We start from the raw sequence: 15650 nt of genomic DNA, 5'->3' as shown, positions 1-15650 counted from the left end.
TGCTCCCAGATCGCGGAGGTCCCGGTCGCGAACGTCGTGGACGCCAACTACAGCGTCGTGGTCAAGGCGGCGAAGTCGTTGCTGCCGGACGCCGAAGCGTTCGGGGGGATGCACGCCGACCTGCGCGACAGGGCCGCGGCGCTCGGCTCGGTCTGACCCGCCCAACGTCTCCTACGAAAGGCCAGCCATGGATCTACAGCTCAACGGCACCCGCGTCCTCGTCACCGGTGGCACTCGTGGCATCGGCCGGGCCATCGTGGAGGCGTTCCTCGACGAGGGGGCCACGGTGGGGTTCTGCGCGCGAGACGTCGACGAGGTGAGCGCCACCCAGGAGGCGCTCAGCGGGCGCGGCCCGGTCACCGGCACGGTCCTCGACGTCGGTGACGGGGACGCACTGGCCGCCTGGGTGGACCGGTCGGCCGCGTCGTACGGCGGACTCGACACCGTCGTCGCCAACGTCAGCGCGCTCGCGATCCCGGACAGCGAGGAGAACTGGCAGCAGAGCCTCAACGTCGACCTCATGCACACCGTCCGGCTGGTCCGGGCGGCGCTGCCGCACCTCGAGCAGTCCCCGGCGCCCTCGATCATCGCGATCTCGAGCGTGTCGGGGCGGGAGTCGGACTTCGCCTCCGGACCGTACGGCACGGCCAAGACCGCGATCATCGGCTACATCAACGGGCTGGCCCTCCAGCTCGCGGAGAAGGGCATCCGGGCCAACACGGTCTCCCCGGGCAACACCTACTTCCCTGGCGGCGTCTGGGCCAGCATCGAGCAGGGCGACCCCGAGCTGTACCGGACCGCGGTGGGCCTCAACCCGACCGGCCACATGGGTACCCCCGAGGAGGTCGCCGCTCCCGTCGTCTTCCTCGCCAGCCCCGTGGCCCGCCGGATCAGCGGGACCAACCTCGTCGTGGACGGGGCGCTCACCCGCGGCATCCAGTTGTAGTCCGGCAGGCGGGCGTTCCTGGGGGAGGGCCCGGCTAGCGTGGACGCGTGGCTATCGACGTGGTGCCCGCGACGGCGAACCGGTTCGACGACGTCGCGGCGGTCATCGGGCCCAAGAACCCGACGTCTTCGGTGTGCTGGTGCCTGAGCCACCGCCTGGACGCGAAGACGCACACGTCGCTCGTCGGCCCGGCGCGAGGCGAGTACATGCGCGAGCTGTGCAACCGGCCGGTGGCGCCTGGCGTGCTGGCCTTCGAGGACGGCGAGGTCGCGGGCTGGGCGGCAGTCGCGCCGCGCGCCGAGCTGCCGTTCGCGCGGTCCACGAAAATCCCGCACGTCGACGACCAGCCGGTGTGGTCGGTGTGGTGCATCCGCGTGAAGCCGGGGCACCGCAAGCGCGGCATCTCGCACGCGCTGCTGGAGGGTGCGGTCGCCTACGCCCGCGAGCAGGGGGCCCCCGCGGTGGAGGGCTACCCGGTCGACAACCGGGGCGAGAAGGTCGACTCCACGATGGCGTACGTCGGGACGCGGATGCTGTTCGAGGCGGCCGGGTTCACCAAGGCCGCCGACACCGACGCGGTGTCGGGCGGGTTCCCGCGGGTGCTGATGCGGCTCGACTTCGGCTGACGGGTCTCGACGGGCTCGACCACCGGGGAGCGGGCTCGACCACCGGACAGCGGGCTCGACCACCGGACAGCGGGCTCGACCACCGGCAGTGGATGCGGCACAGTGGTGAACGTGCGGGCGAGCCTCGGGATCGGGACGTTGCGACGTTCGGTGCGCCTGGTCCAGGCGCTGCTGCTGATGTCGCTGGTGGTGGCCACAGCGGCCTGCGGCGTCACCCGCGGGGAGGACACCCGCGACCTGCTCATGATCATCCCCAACAGCCCCGGCGGCGGCTACGACCAGACCGGCCGGGCCGCGGTGACCGTGATGGAGGACGCCGACATCACCGGGGGCAGCTTCACCGTCGACAACGTGATCGGGGCCGGTGGCGCGGGAGCGATGACCACTCTCATCGGCAAGGCCGGCGACGAGCACACGATGATGACGGTCGGCCTCGGTGTCGTCGGGTCGACGTACTCGTTCGCCAGCGACTACCAGCTGCAGGACGCCACTCCGCTGGCCCAGCTGATGAGCGAGCCGGAGGGGATCCTGGTGCCGGCCGACTCGCCGTACGAGACGGTCGACGACTTCGTGCAGGCCTGGAAGGCGGACCCGGGCTCACTCGCCATCGGCGGCGGCTCGTCGCCGGGCGGACCCGACCACCTCTTCCCGATGCAGCTCGCGGCCGAGGTCGGCATCGACCCCAACGACGTCAACTACGTCACGTACGACGGAGGCGGCCCGCTCACCAGCGCACTCCTGGGCGCGAAGATCGACGCCGGATTCTCCGGGCCCGCCGAGTTCATCGGACAGGTGGAGTCGGGGGACCTGCGGATGCTCGCGTTGTCGGGGGAGGAGCGCTCGCCGCAGGACGCCTTCTCCGACGTGCCGACCCTCACCGAGTCGGGGATCGACCTCGTCTTCCTCAACTGGCGCGGCGTGCTCGCGCCGCCCGACATCTCCGAGGAGCGCCGCGACGAGCTCGTCGGCTACCTGGAGAGCATGCACGACACCGAGGGGTGGCGGGAGCAGCTGCGCCAGTACGGCTGGACCGACGACTTCAAGACCGGCGACGAGTTCAGCGAGTTCATAGACGAGCAGGACGAGCGGGTGTCCGGAACGCTGCAACAGCTGGGACTGATCTGATGGCGACCACGGCCGAACCGGTGCGCGTCGACCGCGCCCAGTACCTCCTCGCCGCTGGACTGGCGGTGGTCGGCATCCTCACGATCGTCGACGCCCGCGGACTCAACGTGGGCTTCGACGACCCCGTCGGCCCGCGGGTGTTCCCCTACGTCATCGGCACGGTGATGGTGGTGCTCGCGGTGCTGCTGGCGGTCGCGACCTCCCGTGGCGACGTCGCCGAGGGCGAGGAGGGCGAGGACATCGACCTCACCACCCCGCCCGACTGGGTCACCGTGGGCAAGCTGGTCGGCATCCTGGTCCTCAACATCGCCCTGGTGAACGTGCTCGGCTGGCCGATCACGGGAGCGCTGCTCTTCGCCGGGTGCGCGTGGTCGCTCGGCTCGCGGACGCTGCTGCGTGACGTGCTGGTGGGTGCGGTGCTCTCCGTCGGCAGCTGGTACTTCTTCTACGTCGGCCTCGACGTGCCGCTGCCGCCCGGGATCCTGGACGGGGTGCTGTGATGGACACCGTCCAGCTCCTCCTCGACGGCCTGGCCAACGCGTTCACTCCGGAGAACCTGTTGTTCGCCGCGGTCGGCGTGCTGCTCGGCACCTTCGTGGGCGTGCTGCCGGGCATCGGCCCCGCGATGGCGGTGGCGCTGCTGCTGCCGATCACGTTCGGCCTCGAGGCCACCCAGTCCTTCATCCTGTTCGCCGGCATCTACTACGGCGGCATGTACGGCGGGTCGACCACGTCGATCCTGCTCAACACGCCAGGTGAGTCGGCGTCGGTGATGACGGCCATCGAGGGCAACAAGATGGCCAAACGCGGGCGGGCGGCGCAGGCGCTGGCGACCGCCGCGGTCGGGTCGTTCATCGCCGGCACCATCGGCACCCTGCTCGTCGCGTTCTTCACCCCGCCGCTGGCGGAGGTCGCGGTCCAGATCGGCGCGGCGTCGTACTTCGCGATCATGCTGCTGTCGCTGATCCTGGTCACCGCGGTGCTCGGGTCGTCCAAGCTGCGCGGCTTCATCGGCCTCACGATCGGGCTCACCATCGGGCTCATCGGGCTCGACCTCTCGACCGGGCAGGCACGTCTGACCTTCGACGTGCTCTCGCTCGCGGACGGCGTCGACATCGTGGTGGTGGCGGTGGGCATCTTCGCCGTCGGCGAGGCCCTCTGGATCGCGGCCCACCTGCGCCGGCAGCCCATCGACGTGATCCCGGTCGGCCGGCCCTACATGAGCCGCGACGACTGGTCGCGGTCGTGGCGGCCGTGGCTGCGCGGCACGGCCCTCGGGTTCCCGTTCGGGGCACTGCCGGCCGGCGGTGCCGAGACGCCGACGTTCCTCTCCTACATGCTCGAGCGGCGGCTGGCCCGCGGGTCCGACGAGTTCGGCAACGGCGCGATCGAGGGTGTCGCCGGGCCGGAGGCCGCCAACAACGCCAGCGCCGCGGGCATGTTCGTGCCACTGCTGGCCCTCGGCCTGCCGGTGACGGCGACCGCGGCGGTCCTGCTCGCCGGGATGCGCACCTACGGCATCGTGCCGGGACCGACGCTCATGACCGACCAGCCCGAGCTGGTCTGGACCCTGCTCGCGAGCCTGCTCATCGGCAACACCCTGCTGCTGGTCATCAACCTGCCGCTGGCGCCGCTGTGGGCCAAGCTGCTGCAGATCCCGCGACCGCAGCTATACGCCGGCATCCTGTTCTTCGCCTCGCTCGGCGCCTACGCGGTCAACCAGAGCGCCTTCGACCTCGCGCTGCTGCTGGTCTTCGGTGCCGTCGGGTTCGTGATCCGCCGCTTCGGCATCCCGGTGCTGCCGTTGATCCTCGGCGTCATCATCGGCCCGCTCATGGAGACCAAGATGCGCGAGGCCCTCGACCTGTCCGACGGGGCGATCAGCGGCCTCTTCAACGAGCCCTTGGCGATCGTCATCTACGTCATCATCGTGCTCGCGCTCGTCGTACCGCCGGTGCTGTCCCGCCTGCGTGGGCGCCCGATCGTGCCCGACGAGCCCGCCGACCGTGCCCAGGACCAGGAGGTCGGACGATGAGCGTCGTGGTGGGCTACATCCCCAACGAGTACGGCGAGGCCGCCCTCACCGAGGCTCTGACCGAGGCCCAGCGACGCGGCACCGGCCTGGTCGTGGTCAACACCAGCCGTGGCGACTCCCTGGTCGACAAGAAGTACGTGGGGGAGCAGGGCCGTCGCGAGCTCGAGGAGCGGCTCTCGGCCGCGCCGGTCGAGGTCGAGCTGCGCCAGTCGATCGGCACCGACGTCGCCCAGGAGATCCTCGAGGTGGTCCGCGAGGTCGCGGCCGAGGCACTCGTCATCGGCATCAGGCACCGCAGCCAGGTCGGCAAGATGCTGATGGGCAGCGTCGCCACCCAGCTGCTGATGGAGGCTCCCTGCCCGGTGGTCGCCGTCAAGCCCTGAGCCGCGCGCCGCCGGGACGAGTGGTCTCGACCCCGGCTCGACCAGCCGCTGGGTCTGACGGGTCGTGGGGACGGCCTGCCTTCCGTATCCTGCGCTGAGGAGGAGGGCGGCCTCGGTTGCTGGAAGTGTCACTACTGGGCGAGCAGTACGTCGAGGGGTCAGGGACGCCGATCGGCGGGCACTCGGCGCGCTCGGTCGCGCTCCTCGGGTTCCTGGCCGTGCACTCCGACGCTCCCCAGACCCGGCAGCGGCTGGCCGGTCTGTTCTGGCCCGAGTCGAGCGATGCGCAGGCCCGGACGAACCTGCGTCGGGAGCTGCACAACCTCCGCCTGATACTCGACAACGACCCCTCGCTCGTCGTCGAGCCGACCACCCTGATGTGGCACGACGGCCCCACGTGTCGCGTGGACGTGTGCGTGTTCCACCGCGAGCGCCGGCTGGCGCTCGCGGCGCTGGCGGAAGGCACCGACGACGACCTGCTGGAGCACGCCGCCGCCGCGGTCGACGAGTACCAGGGTGACCTGATGCCCGGGGTCTACGACGACTGGGTGCTGGCGCCGCGGGAGGCGCTCCGGCGGGAGTGCATCGAGCTGTGCGACCGGCTGGTCGCCGGCTGGCAAGCGAAGGGCGGGCTCGCGAGGGCCATCGAGTTCGCGCGGATGCGGGTACGCATCGAACCTGTCGAAGAGACGGGATACCGCAGCCTGATGCGCCTGCAGGGTGAGCTCGGCGACCGCGCCGGCGCGATGAGCACCTTCCACCAGTGCGCCGAGGTCATGGAGCGCGAGCTCGGCGCCGAACCCTCCGCCGCCACCACGGAACTCGCGCAGCAGCTGCTCGGACTCGGTGACCGAGGAAGGACGGCGCCGGGTTCCCTCGGCACGGCACATCGAACGTCCGCACAGGACGCGGGGCTGGTGGGGCGTGACCAGGAGCTCCGGCAGGCGAGCGCGTGCTGGGGTCGAGCCGCCGAGGGTCACCCCCAGCTGCTGGTGGTCAACGGCGACGCCGGTGTCGGCAAGAGCCGGCTGGTGGCCGAGCTCGGCCTCAAGGCCCGGGCTGAAGGTGCGGTCGTCGCCACGACGCGCTGCTTCGGGATGTCCGGAGGGCTCGCGCTGGCCCCTGTCGCCGAGTGGCTGCGCGACCCGCGCATCCATCGCGCCGGGGCGGACCTCGACGAGCCCTGGCGGGTCGAGGTCGCGCGGCTCGTCCCCGAAGGCCCGTCCGGTGACCGCCGTGACAAGCCCGCGCCGCAGCCGGCGGCAGCGCGAGCGATGGTCGACGCCTGGCGGCGGCACCGGTTCTTCGAGGGACTCGCCCAAGCGGTGCTCGCCGTGGACCGGCCGATGATCCTGGTCCTCGACGACCTGCAGTGGTGCGACGCGGAGACGACCGCGTGGTTGGCGTTCCTGCTGCGCCGGGCCGGCGATGCGCCGTTGCTGGTGGCGACGACCGCGCGGAAGCACGAGCTGGCAGGCAACGCCGACGTGGCCCAGCTGCTGCGCTCGCTGAGGTCCGCGGGTGCGTTGACGGAGATCGAGCTGCCGCCCCTGGACCGTGTCGGTGTACGCCAGCTCGGGACATCGGTGCTGCAGAGAACCCTGGCCGACGAGGAGGTCTCGCTGCTCGTGTCCGCGACGGGTGGTTACCCGCTCTACGTGCTCGAGGCCCTGCGCAGCGCCGGCGAGCCCGGCGAAACCGGGACGATCGTGCCCCACGGCCGTCTCTCCTCCGTGCTGCAGCGACGGCTCGAGGAGGTGTCGCCTCACGCAGGGGAGGTCGCCGGGCTGGCGTCCGCGGTGGGCCGTGACTTCACGCTCGATCTCCTCACCGAGGCCAGTGACCTGGACGCCGACACCGTGGTCCGCTCGGTCGACGAGCTGTGGCGGCACGGGATCCTCCGCGAGCAGGGCCTCGGCTACGACTTCTCGCACGACCTGGTGCGGGAGGCGGCGTACGCCTCGATCTCGCCGCCGCACAGATGGCTGATGCACCGTCGCCTCGCGCAAGGCCTCGAGCTGCTCCACGCCGACCGCCCGGACGACGTCGCGGCACAGCTGGCGGACCAGTACGACCGGGGCGGCCGGCCGGACCGGGCGCGGCACTACTACCGGCGGGCAGCGGAGCTGGCCGCCGCGGTCTACGCCAGCTCCGAGGCGGTGCGGTGCTTCCGTCGATGCCTGGCGCTCGTGACGGAGCAGCCGGCCGGGCGGACTCGCGACGAGGAGGAGCTCGACGTGCTGATGGCCATGGCTCCGCCGCTGAACGCCATCCATGGCTACTCCTCGCCGCGGCTGCAGGAAACCCTGGAACGGTCCGCGCACCTGGCCGACAAGCTCGCCCGTCCACGTGACCTGATGTCCTGCTACGTCGGGCTCTTCGCGGTGCGGTTCGTGCAGGGTCACACCCGCGACTCGTACGACTTCGCGACCCGGGCCTTCGCCCTGGCGGAGGCTGCCCCGGAAGCGGCCGGTCAGGCCGACATGGCCGTGGCCGGTTCGCTGACGAGCCTCGGCCGGCTCGAGGAGGCCGTGCCGCACTTCCAGCGGGCGGGTGAGCTCTCTCGAGGCTCGGTGTCGCTCATCATGGGCACCCTCCTCGAGGTGCACTCGCTGGCCTGGAGCAGCCATGCGCACTGGCTGCTCGGCGCCCCGGAGCGCGCGGCGGCGTGCGCTCAGCAGGCCGTGGACCTGGCGAGGTCGGCCGATCACCCGTACAGTCTCGCGCTGGCGCTGGGCTACCAGGCGACGACGGCACAGCTGTGCAGCGATCGGGGTCCGGCTGCCGGGGCAGCCCGCGAGCTGATCGCGCTCTGCGAGCGCTACTCGTTCGGCTTCTACGGCGGATGGGGCGCGGTGGTGGAGGGCTGGGCCGGCGGCGGCGAGGACGGTGTCGCACGGATGCGACAAGGCGTGGAGAAGCTCCGGGCGGCCGGCCAGTTCGCCCGAATGCCGTACTGGCAGTACCTGATCGCCGAGGTGCTCCACCAGGTCGGGCGTCCGCAAGCCGCCCAGGCCGTCCTGGACTCCGCCCTCGCCGACGCGGAGCAACGAGACGAGCTGTGGTGGCTCCCCGAGCTGCTCCGGACACGGGCCAGGCAGCAGGCCGACGGGTTGGCGGTGCCGACCCTGCGACGTGCGGCGGCGATGGCGGACCGCCAACGCAGCCGGACCCTGCTGGCCCGCTGCCGACGCGACCTGGCGGAGCGCGGCGCCGACCTCGATGACGGCGTTCCGTCCCCGCCCGGATGAGGCGAACGCTTGGCGAACGGCCGCCCCCCTAGCGTCCTGACGGACGTGACCCGGGACGACGGGTCACCGGGGCGGAGGACATGACATGACCACCGAAGTAGAACCGCGCACAGACCTTCCCGTGAGCGAGCTCTCCGACACGATCCGGGGCGGTGTCACCCTGCCGACCTCCCCGCACTACGACGTGGCACGAGCCGTCTACAACGGCTCGGTCGACCGGCGACCGGCCGCCGTCGCTCACTGTGCGGACGTCGCCGACGTGATCGCGTGCGTCAGCTTTGCCCGCGAGCACGACGCAACCGTTGCGGTCCGGGGCGGGGGCCACCACGGCGCGGGGTTCGGGGTCTGGGACGACGCGCTGGTGATCGATCTGGGCCGTATGCGAAGCACGACGGTCAGCCCGGCGAACCACACCGTGCGCGCCGACGGCGGCTGCCAGTGGGGGGACGTTGACCACGCCACCGGGGCGTTCGGCATGGCCACGCCCTCCGGCATCCTCTCCACGACCGGCGTCGGCGGTCTCACGCTCGGGGGCGGGGTCGGCTACCTGGCTCGCGGGTTCGGCCTCACCGTCGACAACCTGCGCTCCGCCGACGTCGTACTCGCCGACGGCAGCTTCGTCACGGCCAACGCCGACTCGCACCCGGACCTGTACTGGGCGCTGCGCGGAGGCGGCGGCAACTTCGGCATCGTCACGTCGTTCACGTTCGACTGTCACGAGATCGGCGAGAACGGCACCGTCATCGCCGGTCCCGTGCTGTACGACATCGACGACACCGAGGACGTCTTCCGCTGGTACCGCGACCTCCTACCCGGGCTACCCGAGGAGCTCAACGGCTGGATCGGGACCATCATCATCCCGTCCGGGGCACCGTTCCCCGAGGAGCTGTGGGGTCGCAACGCGTGCGCCATCGTGTGGTGCTACACCGGCCCGCACGACAAGGCCGACGACGTGCTCACCGCGGTGCGGGAGTTCGGCTCGCCCCTGCTGGTCGGGTTGCAGCCGATGCCGTACCCGGCGCTGCAGAGCGCCTTCGATGCGCTGTACCCGAAGGGAGACCAGTGGTACTGGAAGGCCGACTTCTTCGAGGAGATCACCGACGAGGCGATCGCGCTGCACGTGAGGTACGGCAACGAGATCCCGACCGCCCAGTCCACCATGCACCTCTACCCGATCAGCGGCGCGGCAGCGCGGGTGGCCGAGGACGAGACCGCGTTCGCCTATCGAGGTGGCGGCTGGGCCGGTGTGATGGCGGGCGTCGACCGGGACCCGGCCAACCTGCCCAAGATCCGGGACTGGTCGCGGCGGTACTGGGCCGACCTGCACCCGACGTCCGCCGGGGGGGCGTACGTCAACATGATGATGGAGGACGAGGGCGCGGAGCGGGTGCGTGCGTCGTACCGCGGCAACTTCGAGCGACTGTCCGAGATCAAGCGTCGCTACGACCCCACGAACCTGTTCCACCTCAACCAGAACATTCCGCCGGCCACCGAGTAGTCGAGGGGGCGCGCCCGGCCCCGACCCGCACGCCGCGGTCGGGGCCGGCGCGGGGGAAGGGCGGTCAGGGCTGGTCGCCGACTGGTCCGAACAGGTCATACCGCCGACCGTCAACCGATGTTTACGGTGAGCTGGCGGCGCGCCGGAGTCAGTGACCGCGAGGGCCGCTGCGGGCGCCGCGGCAAGGGGGCCCACCAATGAACCGAACCCGAGTTGCGGCCTGCACCGTGGCGCTCTGCGCAGCCACGTTCACCATGTCCGCCGGCCCGGCGGTCGCGGCGTCGCCACCACCCAGCTGGACCAACGAGCGCATCCTGTCGTGTGACGGCACGACGGTCACGGCGTACCTGACGCCGGCGGGCTTCGGCAGCGCGTTCCACGTGGTCGGAAGCACCGATGTCATCAAGCCGAAGCAGGTTGAGGTCATATTCCCGAACGACCCGACCGAGGAACGCGTCGTGACATTCGACGTGCCCGGGTTCGACCGGAACGGGCAGGCGACGGTGCACTGCAGCTATGAGGATCCCCTCGGACTGGTCGTGTTCTTCGACGGCGTCCGTACCTGAGTGCCGAGTTGAGGGGTCTCGACGGGCTCGACCACCGGTGGGGGCTCGACCACCGGTGGCAGCTCGACCACTGGTGGGGGGCTCGACCACTGGTGGGGGGCTCGACCACCGGATGGGGCTGGCAGACTCGGGCGGCATGGCGATCACCGAGACCGACCTGACTCATCTGCGCAGGTGCATCGAGCTGGCCCGGGAGGCGCTCGAGGACGGCGACGAGCCGTTCGGATCCGTGCTGGTCGACGAGACCGGAAGCGTGCGGTTCGAGGACCGCAACCGGGTCAAGGGCGGCGACGAGACGCGGCACCCCGAGTTCGAGATCGCGCGCTGGTCGGCCGAGAACCTGACGGCGGAGGAGCGGCGTACGGCCACGGTGTACACCTCGGGAGAGCACTGCCCGATGTGCTCCGCCGCGCACGGCTGGATGGGGCTGGGGCGCATCGTGTACGTCGCGTCGTCGGCCCAGCTCGGGTCGTGGTTGACGGAGTGGGGTGTGCCGGCCGGTCCGGTGGCGGCGCTGCCGATCGCCGCTGTGGTGCCCGGTGCGATCACCGAGGGCCCGGTGGACGAGCTGGTCGGTGAGATCAAGGAGCTGCAGCGTCGCCGGTTCGGGTGAGTGACTCCGGCGGCCTCGACCCCGTTACGCGAGGAGCTCGCGGACGCGGGGGACGACCTGCTCGGCGTACAGCCGGATCGACGTCTCGCGGTCGGCGTTGGCCTGGGTGCCGACGGAGTACTTGAGCTGGAAGCGGGAGAGCCCGAGGGTGCGCACCGCCCAGGCGATCTTCTGCGCGACGGTCTCGGGCGCCCCGACGAACAATGCGCCTTCGGGGCCGAGCATCGAGTCGTAGGCCTCGTGGGTGAGCGGACCCCAGCCGCGCTCGCGGCCGATCTTCGTGAACTGCTCGGCGTGGTGCGGGAAGTGCTGCTCGACGGCGAGCTCGTCGGACTCGGCTACGTGGCCGGGGCTGTGCATGCTGACCGGGAGGGTCGGCTGGGCGTACTCGGACAGGGCGCGGTGGTAGAGGTCCACGAGCGGTGCGAACTGGGCCGGCGAGCCGCCGATCACGGCCACCACCAGGGGCAGGCCGTACCTCGCCGCCCGGACCACCGACTGCGCCGTACCGCCGACGCCGACCCAGGCCGGCAGCCGGCCGGACTCGGTGGGCGGGTAGGCGCGCTGCCCGGTCAGCGGCAGCCGGGTCGTGCCCTCCCAGGTGACGGCTTCCTCGCGTAGCAGGTGGGTGAACAGGTCGAGCTTCTCGGCGAACAGCACCTCGTAGTCGTCGAGCCGGAGACCGAAGAGCGGGAACGACTCGGTGAACGACCCGCGTCCGAGCGTCACCTCGGCGCGGCCTCGGGACAGCGCGTCGAGGGTGGAGAACCGCTCGAAGACACGCACCGGGTCGTCGGAGCTGAGCACGGTGACACTGGTGCCGAGCCGGATCCGCTCGGTGCGGCCGGCGATGGCGGCGAGCACGACGTCGGGCGAGGAGATCGCGAAGTCGTCGCGGTGGTGCTCGCCGACGCCGATGAAGTCGAGGCCGAGCCGGTCGGCGAGCACGCCCTCCTCGACGACCTGCCGGGCGGCCTCGGCGTGCGAGACGACGTTGCCGTCGGCGTCGGTGCCGCGGTCGCCGAAGGTGTCGAGTCCGAAGGTGGGTTTCTCGGGGGTGCCGAGGTGCTCGAGCTCCATGGGTCCTCCCAGATCCTGTGGCCGTGCCCAGCCTCGCACGTGGCCGGGGGACACGAGGGGCTCGACCACCGTCTGGTCCCGACGGGCCCGATCACCGGAGACCGCTCGACCAGCGGACGGGCGCTGGACTGGCTAGCCTGAGAGCCGGACGGAGGCGGCCGTGGACACCAGGTGGCGCGAGGACCAGGAGCGGAGGGCACGCCCGCTCGCGGCCGCGCTGGCCGAGGAGGGCGTCGAGGGCGTCGCGATGTCCTACGTCGACAACGCCGGCGTGACCCGGGTGAAGTCCGTGCCGGTCGCCGCGCTGCCGCACGCGGCGGCCTGGGGGGTGGGGATGTCCCCGGTGTTCGACGTGTTCTGTGTCGACGACAGCATCACGTCCGGTCGGATCGCCGGCGGCCCCGGCGGGGACCTGCGGCTGCACCCGGACCTCGACCGGCTGGTCCGGCTGTCGGCGCAGCGGGGGTGGGCGTGGGCACCGGTGGACCGGTACACCCAGGACGGTTCGGAGCACCCCGGATGCCAGCGCAGCTTCGCGCGGCGGGCCGCGGCGGTAGCGGTCGACGACGGGCTCGACGTCCGGATGGGCTTCGAGATCGAGTGGGTGGTCGGTTCCGACAGCCCCGACGCCGGCAGTGAGTTCCGCCCGGCGTGCCGCGGCCCGGCGTACGGCATGACCCGGATGGTCGAGCTGTCGGACTACTGCCGCGACCTGCTGACCGCGCTCGCGGCCGAGTCGGTGGACGTGGCGCAGCTGCACCCGGAGTACGCCGCCGGGCAGTTCGAGCTGTCCGCCGCGCCGCTCGAGCCGGTGGCGGCCGCGGACCAGGTGCTGCTCGTGCGGGAGACGATCCGGGCGGTGTCCCGCAAACACGGGATGGAGGCGTCCTTCGCGCCCTCCGTGGTGGCCGGGTCGGTGGGGAACGGCCAGCACCTGCATGTCTCGCTGCGCCACGAGGGGGTGAACCTGCTCGACGGCGGCTACGGGCGCTACGGCATGTCCGGCGAGGGGGAGTCGTTCCTGGCCGGCGTGCTGGAGGCGATGCCGGCGCTCACCGGGATCCTGGCGCCGAGCGTCGGCAGCCACCTGCGCCTGGTGCCGTCGCACTGGGCCGGCGCGTACCAGTGCTGGGGGCTCGAGAACCGCGAGGCCGCGCTGCGGCTCGTCACCGGCTCGGCCGGCGAGACGAACGTTGCCGCCAACGCCGAGATCAAGTGCCTCGATGGCAGCGCCAACCCGTACCTCGTCGTCGGCGCGCTGCTCACCATCGGCCTGGCGGCGATCGACAAGGGCCTCACCCTGCCCGACGAGGTGAACGGCGACCCCGTCGCCCTCGACCCGGAGGAGCTGGCCCGGCTCGGCGTGCGACGGCTGCCCGAGACGGCCGAGGAGTCGCTGGCCTGCCTCGACGACAGCGACCTGCTGAAGCAGGCGATGGGGGACTACCTTTACGACGCGTTCACCGCGGTGCGCCGGGCCGAGATCGAGCTGTTCGCCAACAACACCCCCGACGAGATCGTCGCGGCGACCCGCTGGCGCTATTGAACGAACGCATGGGGATCGCCGACGAGCTCGCCGACCTGCCGCTGGTCGACCAGCACTGCCACCCGATCGTGCTCGACCCGCTGGACCGGGCGGGCTTCGAGCTGCTGCTCACCGAGGCGGCCGGGCACGGCCCTACCGGCACGAGCGAGCTCGACTCCCAGGTCGGGCTGGCGGTACGACGATGGTGCGCCCCGGAGCTGGGCCTGGACCGGCACGCGCAACCCGAGGAGTACCTGACCCGGCGCGCCGAGCTGGGGCCGCGGGAGACGGGCCGGCGGCTCCTGGGAGCCTGCGGCACGAGCGACCTGCTGGTCGACACCGGACTGCAGCACCCGGGCCTGTGTGCCCCGGGCGAGCTTGCCGAACTGGCCGGCGCACGGGTGCACGAGGTCACGCGCGTCGAGACCGTCGTGGAACAGGTGGCCGCCAGCGGAGTCGGCGCGGCCGACCTCGGCGGAGCGGTCGCCGACGCCCTGGCCGAGCGGGCGACCAGGTCGGTCGGGTTCAAGACGATCGCTGCCTACCGGATCGGGCTCGAGCTGCCCGCCGCCGCGCCGACCACCTCCGACGTACGAAGGGCGGCGGATCGGTGGCTCGCCGACGGCGAGCGGACCGGCCGGCACCGGCTCGACGAGCCGACGCTGGTCGCACACGCCGTGCACGCCTGCCTGCGGCTCGGCCTCCCGCTGCAGGTGCACACCGGGTACGGCGACCCCGACGTCACGCTGCACCGCGCCGACCCGTCGTTGCTCACCGCGTTCCTGCGCGCGCTGCCCCCGGAGGCGGGGCCCGTCGTGCTGCTGCACTGCTACCCCTACCACCGGCAGGCGGCCTACCTGGCCAACGTGTTCCCGCAGGTGGCGCTCGACGTCAGCCTCGCGGTCAGCCACGTCGGCCCGCGCGCCGCCGCGGTGCTCGCCGAGACGCTCGAGCTGGCGCCGTTCGGGTCGCTGCTCTACGCCTCCGACGGGTTCGGCCTGCCCGAGCTGCACCACCTCGGCGCGGTGCTGTTCCGCCGCGGGCTGGCGAGGGTGCTCGACGACTGGCTGGCCGAGGACGCCCTGAGCGCCGACGACGCCGCACGGTTCGCGCGGATGATCTCGGCAGACAACGCTCGCCGGATCTACCGGCTCGATGCGCTGACGTGATGCGCCGGCGAGTGTCAGCATGGCGGTATGACCGAGATCGATCTGCAGCCGACGACCGGCGCCGCCGAGCACATCGAGCTCACCGAGCGATGGGCCGCGCACAACTACCATCCGCTCCCGGTCGTGCTGAGCAGCGGGCGCGGCGCTTGGGCCGAGGACGTCGACGGCAACCGCTACCTGGACTGCCTCAGCGGCTACTCGGCGCTGAGCTTCGGCCACAGCCATCCGCGTCTGCTCGCGGCCGCGCAGGGGCAGCTCGAGCGGATGACGCTGACCAGCCGCGCGTTCTACAACGACCAGCTCGGACCGTTCGCCCGCGACCTCGCCGGGCTCACCGGCATGGACCTGGTGCTGCCGATGAACACCGGCGCGGAAGCCGTCGAGACCGCGATCAAGGCGGCCCGTCGGTGGGGGTACGACGTCAAGGGCGTGCCGGCCGACCGGGCGTCGATCGTGGTGATGGAAGGCAACTTCCAGGGCCGCACCACGACCATCGTCAGCTTCTCCACCGACGAGGTGGCCGCGCGCGGGTACGGACCGTTCACGCCGGGCTTCCGCAACGTGCCGTACGGCGACGCCGCCGCGATCGAGGCCGCGGTCGACGACAACACCGTCGCCGTACTCCTCGAGCCGATCCAGGGCGAGGCCGGTGTGGTCATCCCGCCCGACGGTTTCCTGCGGGACGTGCGAGAGCTCTGCGACGCCCGCGGCGTGCTGATGGTCGTCGACGAGGTGCAGTCCGGGCTGGGCCGCACCGGCCGGACCTTCGCGTGCGACCACGAGGACGTGGTGCCGGACGTGTACGTGCTCGGCAAGGCGCTCGGCGGCGGCAT

14 protein-coding genes are annotated in these 15650 nt (G+C 71.8%); 13 read left to right on the top strand and 1 reads right to left on the bottom strand.

Going from position 1 to position 15650, the window contains the following annotated elements; translation table 11 throughout:
- Nucleotides 1–187: 187 nt before the first annotated feature.
- From VFH10_RS16850 to VFH10_RS16805, 10 genes are all read left to right on the top strand, one after another.
- Nucleotides 188–946, top strand: a complete 759-nt coding sequence (locus VFH10_RS16850) for an SDR family NAD(P)-dependent oxidoreductase (RefSeq protein WP_325130634.1) — start codon at nt 188–190, stop codon at nt 944–946.
- 47 nt (nt 947–993) lie between these two features.
- A complete protein-coding gene (locus VFH10_RS16845) occupies nt 994–1572 on the top strand; it encodes a GNAT family N-acetyltransferase (protein ID WP_325130632.1) in 579 nt (192 codons plus the stop codon).
- Nucleotides 1573–1683: 111 nt separating this feature from the next.
- On the top strand, nt 1684–2697 hold the full coding sequence (locus VFH10_RS16840; protein WP_325130630.1) for a Bug family tripartite tricarboxylate transporter substrate binding protein: 1014 nt from the start codon (nt 1684–1686) through the stop codon (nt 2695–2697).
- Complete coding sequence (locus VFH10_RS16835; protein WP_325130628.1) at nt 2697–3197, top strand: tripartite tricarboxylate transporter TctB family protein; 501 nt, start codon at nt 2697–2699, stop codon at nt 3195–3197. The genes VFH10_RS16840 and VFH10_RS16835 overlap by 1 nt, the downstream gene beginning before the upstream one ends.
- A complete protein-coding gene (locus VFH10_RS16830) occupies nt 3197–4732 on the top strand; it encodes a tripartite tricarboxylate transporter permease (RefSeq protein WP_325130626.1) in 1536 nt (511 codons plus the stop codon). The genes VFH10_RS16835 and VFH10_RS16830 overlap by 1 nt, the downstream gene beginning before the upstream one ends.
- Nucleotides 4729–5115, top strand: a complete 387-nt coding sequence (locus VFH10_RS16825; protein ID WP_325130625.1) for a universal stress protein — start codon at nt 4729–4731, stop codon at nt 5113–5115. The genes VFH10_RS16830 and VFH10_RS16825 overlap by 4 nt, the downstream gene beginning before the upstream one ends.
- 125 nt (nt 5116–5240) lie before the next feature.
- Nucleotides 5241–8366: an ATP-binding protein gene (locus VFH10_RS16820; RefSeq protein WP_325130623.1), complete on the top strand. Its 3126-nt coding sequence runs from the start codon at nt 5241–5243 to the stop codon at nt 8364–8366.
- An 85-nt stretch (nt 8367–8451) separates the two neighbouring features.
- Nucleotides 8452–9864, top strand: coding sequence for an FAD-binding oxidoreductase (locus tag VFH10_RS16815; protein WP_325130621.1), 1413 nt, complete (start codon nt 8452–8454; stop codon nt 9862–9864).
- Between the two features lie 197 nt (nt 9865–10061).
- The gene (locus tag VFH10_RS16810) at nt 10062–10430 is read left to right on the top strand and encodes a hypothetical protein (protein ID WP_325130619.1); all 369 of its coding nucleotides are present in this window, start codon (nt 10062–10064) and stop codon (nt 10428–10430) included.
- Between the two features lie 136 nt (nt 10431–10566).
- Complete coding sequence (locus VFH10_RS16805) at nt 10567–11043, top strand: nucleoside deaminase (protein WP_325130617.1); 477 nt, start codon at nt 10567–10569, stop codon at nt 11041–11043.
- 24 nt (nt 11044–11067) lie between these two features.
- On the opposite strand, the gene VFH10_RS16800 is transcribed toward VFH10_RS16805, so the two are convergent.
- Nucleotides 11068–12123 carry an LLM class flavin-dependent oxidoreductase gene (locus VFH10_RS16800; protein WP_325130615.1) on the bottom strand — a complete coding sequence of 352 codons (1056 nt, stop codon included), beginning with the start codon at nt 12121–12123 and terminating at the stop codon, nt 11068–11070.
- A gap of 160 nt (nt 12124–12283) precedes the next feature.
- Between VFH10_RS16800 and VFH10_RS16795 the strand changes: the two genes are divergently transcribed.
- From VFH10_RS16795 to VFH10_RS16785, 3 genes are all read left to right on the top strand, one after another.
- On the top strand, nt 12284–13669 hold the full coding sequence (locus tag VFH10_RS16795) for a glutamine synthetase family protein (RefSeq protein ID WP_325130612.1): 1386 nt from the start codon (nt 12284–12286) through the stop codon (nt 13667–13669).
- 8 nt (nt 13670–13677) lie between these two features.
- Nucleotides 13678–14817 (top strand): amidohydrolase family protein, encoded by a 1140-nt coding sequence (locus VFH10_RS16790; RefSeq protein WP_325130610.1) that lies wholly within the window; start codon nt 13678–13680, stop codon nt 14815–14817.
- Between the two features lie 27 nt (nt 14818–14844).
- Nucleotides 14845–15650: aminotransferase class III-fold pyridoxal phosphate-dependent enzyme (locus VFH10_RS16785; RefSeq protein WP_325130608.1), on the top strand; the 806-nt coding region annotated here is incomplete at its 3' end.

The organism is Nocardioides sp., from assembly GCF_035697785.1.
In the GTDB taxonomy this organism is placed as follows: domain Bacteria; phylum Actinomycetota; class Actinomycetes; order Propionibacteriales; family Nocardioidaceae; genus Nocardioides_B.
Note: the sequence above shows the minus strand (reverse complement) of the source record. Positions and strands in the feature narration are given on the sequence as shown.